Raw genomic sequence first — 4927 nt, 5'->3', positions numbered from 1 at the left:
CGCAACTACGAAGGGTTCTTGCGCTGATGCGGTTGCTCATCATGGGACCGCCCGGTGCGGGCAAGGGGACGCAGGCCGTGTCGTTGGCCGAACGAGTCGGCGGCGCGCACATCTCCACAGGGGACATCTTCCGAGCCAACGTCCAGCAGCAGACCGAGCTAGGCCGTGAGGCTCAGCGGTACATGGACGCCGGCGAGTACGTGCCCGATGAGATCACCAACGCCATGGTGCGAGACCGGCTGGGCCACGATGACGCCCGGGAGTCATTCATTCTCGACGGCTACCCGCGGACTCTTGACCAGGTCGCGACGCTCGACGGAATCCTCGATGAGCTCGGCTCCGGACTCGACGGAGTCGTGGAGCTGGTCGTCGATCCCGAAGAACTGATCCAGCGGTTGCTGAAGCGAGCCGAGACCAGTGGCCGTGCCGACGACACCGAAGCCGTCATCCGGCATCGCCAACAGGTCTACACCGACGAGACCGCCCCCTTGATCGACGTCTACAGCCAGCGCGGTCTGCTGATGCAGATCGACGGTGTCGGCGATGTCGCCGAGGTGTCGGCCCGCATCGACGACGCGCTGCCTGCCTGATTCCGGTGTTTCGGGAGCAGGTCGAGCTCAAGACGCCAGCGCAGATCGAAATCATGCGTCAGGCGGGACTCGTGGTGGCCGAAACGCTGCAGGCGGTGAAATCCCAAGCCGGCGCTGGGATGACCACGGGAGACCTGGACCGCATCGCGCGGGAGTCGATCGCCGCGCACGGGGCCACTTCCAACTTCTGGAACTACGGCGCCGACGATGAGGGACACGGGGGATTTCCCGGGGTCATCTGCACGTCGGTCAATGACGAAATCGTGCATGGCATCCCGGGACCGCGGGTGCTGCGTGACGGTGACCTCGTGTCGGTCGACTGCGGGGCGATCATCGACGGCTGGCACGGTGATGCCGCAGTCTCCTTCACGATCGGCGAACCGCGGGCCATCGACGTCGAGCTGATCCGGGTCACCGAAGCTGCACTGTGGGCCGGGATCGGCGCAGCGCGCATCGGGGGGAAGGTCGGTGACATCAGCGCGGCGATCGAGGCATCGATCGTGGCAGCCGGCGCCTCCTACGGAATCGCCGAGGGCCTGACGGGACACGGCATCGGCACCACCATGCACCAGCCGCCCTGGATCCCCAACGTGGCCAGCCGTGGCCGCACCACCCGACTCGTGCCCGGACTCGTGCTCGCAGTCGAGCCGATGGTCAGCATCGGCACCTCGCGCAATCGCACCCTCGATGACGGCTGGACCATCGTGACGCTGGACGGCAGTCGGGCCGCCCACGCCGAGCACACCTTCACCCTGACCGAGAGGGGTGCGTGGGTGCTCACTGCTGCCGACGGCGGACGTGAGCAACTCGGCTCGATGGGCCTTCCGTGCGGGGCGCCCGCCACCTGAACCCGCAGCTCAGGGAGCGACGCGCTGAGTGGGTGACGACACCAACGTCACAGCCTCGTAATCGGGGTGTTGGGCGACGACCTCGAGCGTGAGCGTCGTGCCGCGCTGGGCGGCGGTGGGGACGAATGACGCAGCCGTGGCCCCGGTGATGGGCTTGGCATCGGCGAACCACTGGTAGGTCATCTCGTCCGGATAGGGAAACCAGTCGCCCTCGTCTGCGGAGAGTCGGGTGCCGACCTTGGCGGCGCCGAGGATCTCCGGCGCCCTGACCGACGTGAGAGCTCGAGGCCATACCTCGGCCGCCTCCGACGTCACGCTCTTCGACGCGTACCCCGAGGATCCGGCGGTGACGCGGACCGACAGTGGCCGCCCCAGCATGTCCGCCGACGGAGTGAAGGTGCTTGACGTGGCGCCTGAGATCTCGGTGGTGCCGTCGATCAACCACTGGTAGGAGAACGTGTAGTCCAGCCCGGCGGGTGACCAGGTGCCGGGATCTGCTGTGAGCTCGACGTCGGCGGTGGGAACTGAGGAGAACTCCGGTGCGACGGTCGAGCTCAACGGGCTGTCGGTGGTCGGCACCGGATCGGCGAAGTGAATGATCCCGTCGGGCCAGCCGGAACCGGACTTGGTGATCTTGCGCCAGTCGAAGGCGCCGCTCCAGTTCGACTCGGACACCCAGATCTCCGTGGGTGACACGACCTTCTCGATGTAGGCCACGTGGTTGCCGCCGCTGCTGCGACCCCACCACGCGACGGCGCCAACCGCAGGCGTCGAATCGGTGATGGATGACATCGTCGTGCCCCAGTCGCGCGCGTTGCCGACGCCAGATTTCGGCCGTTTGTTGGGCATGCCGTTGGTCGTCACCAGACGATAGGCGACGTAGTTGGTGCAGTTGGTCCCCGTGTACATGGCCCAATAGCTCGTGCGCTGCTTCGCGGAGTAGTCGAAGTTGCTGTATCCCTTGGATTCGCACGAGGAGTATCCACTGCAGACCACTGAGTACGACGCATCGGCCCGGCTGACCGGTGTCAGCAGGGCGGCGAGGAACAGCGCGATGAACAGCGCTCTGGAGCGACGCACGTGAGATAGATTACGTGACAGATGTGGCTCATGGGAAATAAGTGGCAGATGTTACGTCAGCGGTGTCGCTCCATCGTGCAGCACTTGACGCTGCCGCCGGACTTCAAGAACTCCGACAGGTCGACGGGCACCGGCGTGTATCCGCGGTCCGTGAGCTGCTCGGCGAAGTCGCGAGCCTGCGATGGCACGATGACGTTCTGGCCGTCGCTCACCGCGTTCAGTCCGAGAACCAGGGCGTCGGCCTCGCTGACGATGGTTGCGTCGGGGAACAGATCGCGCAGCGTGCGTCGGCTGTGCCGGCTGAAGGCGCCGGGGTAGTAAGCGACGTCGGCCGGTGTGTCTCCGTTGCCATCGTCGAGCACGGCCAGAGCCACGTCGAGGTGGTAGAAGCGGGGATCGACCAGCTCCAGCGATACCACGGGACGGTCGAGCGTCGCGGCCGCCTCGATGTGCGCGTCGAGACTGGTGCGGAAACCGGTTCCGGCCAGGATCATCGAGCCGAGGGCAAGGAAGTCGCCCTCACCCTCGTTGGTGAAGCCGGGCTCGGTGACGGTGAGGCCTTGGCTGCGCATCCACGCGGCGAAGGCCGGGCCCTCGGCGGCGCGTTCGGCGAACGTGAATCGGGCGCCGTAGGCGCGATCGCCGACGATGAGTCCGCCGTTGGCGGAGAACACCATGTCAGGCTGACCCGGCATGGGCGGCACGAGGTCGACGTGGTGGCCCAGGCTCAAGTAGGTGTTGCGCAGCACGTCCCACTGCAGCAGGGCTCGCGAGTGGTCGACTGCAACAGCGGTGTCCATCCACGGGTTGATCGCGTACTCAACGGCGAAGTGGTCCGGGGGGCACATGACGTAGTGACGGGTACGCGGTAGCCGCGACGACGTGGGGCGGACGCGCGTGTCGAGAACGGTCAAGGGTGCCTCCCAGCAAGAGTCAGAGCAACGTTTCAACTGTAAGCCCCGATCCAGTCGGATGAAGAAGCCGAAACAGCGATTCTGGGTGGCATGATCTTGCGTTGATTCGCCGAATATCGATTTTTCTTGCAAGACTGGCCGGATGGACGATGTCGACCGCCGCCTGCTCACGTGTCTGCTCGAGGACGGCCGCGCCAGCTTCGCCGCGATCGGAGAGCGCGTCGGCCTGTCGGCCCCAGCCGTCAAGCGTCGTACCGACAGGCTGGTCGCCGATGGGGTCATCAGCGGCTTCACCGCAGTGCTCGATCCCGACGCCATGGGATGGACCACTGAGGCCTACGTCGAGGTGCACTGTCAAGGAACGATTTCTCCGGCGGAGCTCCAGGCCGCCTTCCTGCGCGTCCCCGAGGTGCACTCGGCGGCCACCGTCTCGGGTCCGGCCGATGCGATGCTGCGGATCGTGGCTCGCGACGTGCGCGATCTCGAACAGGCCCTGGAACGGGTGCGCATCGAGGTCTCGAACATCGATCACACCAATACCGCCATCGTGTTGTCGCGGCTGATCGACCGGCCGTCTCCACGACCGTCTGCGTGAGCGGCTGCCCCTGCCGGGGTCGCTGCAACATGACCGCGATTTGAGTCTGGAGGGCGCTTTGCCTAGAATGATGAGTCGGCCGATTCGGCCCATGTCATCCTGCCCCGCAGGCTTCAGTTTCGAAGCGGGTCAGGCATGTGCCCGGTCAACCGCAGACGAAGCAACCGAAGAAGAGGTCATGGCGAAAAAAGAAGGCGTCATCGAGATGGAAGGTGCCGTAGTCGAGGCACTGCCCAACGCGATGTTCCGTGTCGAGCTGCAGAACGGGCACAAGGTACTCGCCCACATCAGTGGCAAGATGCGTCAGCACTACATCCGTATCCTCCCCGAGGACCGGGTCGTGGTCGAGCTCTCGCCGTACGACCTCAGCCGCGGTCGCATCGTGTACCGCTACAAGTGAACATCCACCACGTTCAGGACCCGAAAGAGAATCGATGAAGGTCAACCCGAGCGTGAAGAAGATCTGTGACAAGTGCAAGGTGATCCGTCGCCACGGCCGCGTCATGGTTCTCTGCGAAAACCCCCGGCACAAGCAGCGCCAGGGCTGACGCAGGGCCCAGCAGGCCTTCTTCACCCAGCAGTACTGAACACCTGATCGCTCTCGTCCACAGCCGTGGGCGGGTCACCCCCGGAGCGTAGGCCGGGGCCCGACTCCAGATCGCCACGATCTGGGAGGCAGTCGGGATGCCTCAGGTGCCACACCTCGCCGAACGGAAGGAACTGCCTCCATGGCACGCCTCGTTGGAGTCGACCTCCCGCGCGACAAGCGCGTTGAGATCGCACTCACCTATGTTTTTGGGATCGGTCGCACTCGCGCCATCCAGACCCTCGCCGCCACCGGCATCAGCCCGGACAAGCGCGTCCACGAGCTCGACGACAACGACCTCGTCGCGCTGCGTG

8 protein-coding genes are annotated in these 4927 nt (G+C 65.5%); 6 read left to right on the top strand and 2 right to left on the bottom strand.

Annotated features, from left to right (window positions below):
• Nucleotides 1–26: 26 nt before the first annotated feature.
• Together WB508_RS06915 and map are read left to right on the top strand one after the other, a co-directional pair.
• A complete protein-coding gene (locus tag WB508_RS06915) occupies nucleotides 27–590 on the top strand; it encodes an adenylate kinase (RefSeq protein WP_423844148.1) in 564 nt (187 codons plus the stop codon).
• Between the two features lie 5 nt (nucleotides 591–595).
• Complete coding sequence (gene map / locus WB508_RS06910) at nucleotides 596–1438, top strand: type I methionyl aminopeptidase (RefSeq protein ID WP_423844146.1); 843 nt, start codon at nucleotides 596–598, stop codon at nucleotides 1436–1438.
• Nucleotides 1439–1447: 9 nt separating this feature from the next.
• Here the strand turns inward: map and WB508_RS06905 are convergent, their stop codons facing one another.
• Both WB508_RS06905 and ddaH read right to left on the bottom strand, forming a co-directional pair.
• Nucleotides 1448–2518: a CHAP domain-containing protein gene (locus tag WB508_RS06905; protein ID WP_423844145.1), complete on the bottom strand. Its 1071-nt coding sequence runs from the start codon at nucleotides 2516–2518 to the stop codon at nucleotides 1448–1450.
• A 56-nt stretch (nucleotides 2519–2574) separates the two neighbouring features.
• The gene (gene ddaH / locus WB508_RS06900; RefSeq protein WP_423844144.1) at nucleotides 2575–3432 is read right to left on the bottom strand and encodes a dimethylargininase; all 858 of its coding nucleotides are present in this window, start codon (nucleotides 3430–3432) and stop codon (nucleotides 2575–2577) included.
• A gap of 142 nt (nucleotides 3433–3574) precedes the next feature.
• Between ddaH and WB508_RS06895 the strand changes: the two genes are divergently transcribed.
• The 4 genes from WB508_RS06895 to rpsM form a co-directional block, all read left to right on the top strand.
• Nucleotides 3575–4027, top strand: coding sequence for an Lrp/AsnC family transcriptional regulator (locus WB508_RS06895; protein WP_423844143.1), 453 nt, complete (start codon nucleotides 3575–3577; stop codon nucleotides 4025–4027).
• A 178-nt stretch (nucleotides 4028–4205) separates the two neighbouring features.
• Nucleotides 4206–4427: a translation initiation factor IF-1 gene (gene infA, locus WB508_RS06890; protein ID WP_423844142.1), complete on the top strand. Its 222-nt coding sequence runs from the start codon at nucleotides 4206–4208 to the stop codon at nucleotides 4425–4427.
• Nucleotides 4428–4461: 34 nt separating this feature from the next.
• Nucleotides 4462–4575 (top strand): 50S ribosomal protein L36, encoded by a 114-nt coding sequence (gene rpmJ, locus WB508_RS06885; RefSeq protein ID WP_118394364.1) that lies wholly within the window; start codon nucleotides 4462–4464, stop codon nucleotides 4573–4575.
• Nucleotides 4576–4755: 180 nt separating this feature from the next.
• Nucleotides 4756–4927, top strand: a 172-nt coding sequence (gene rpsM, locus WB508_RS06880; protein ID WP_423844147.1) for a 30S ribosomal protein S13, incomplete at its 3' end; no start/stop codon positions are given.

Source organism: Aeromicrobium sp., from assembly GCF_049586495.1.
Lineage (GTDB): Bacteria > Actinomycetota > Actinomycetes > Propionibacteriales > Nocardioidaceae > Aeromicrobium.
The sequence above is the reverse complement of the archived record's forward strand: the minus strand, read 5'-3'. Positions and strand labels throughout refer to the sequence as shown.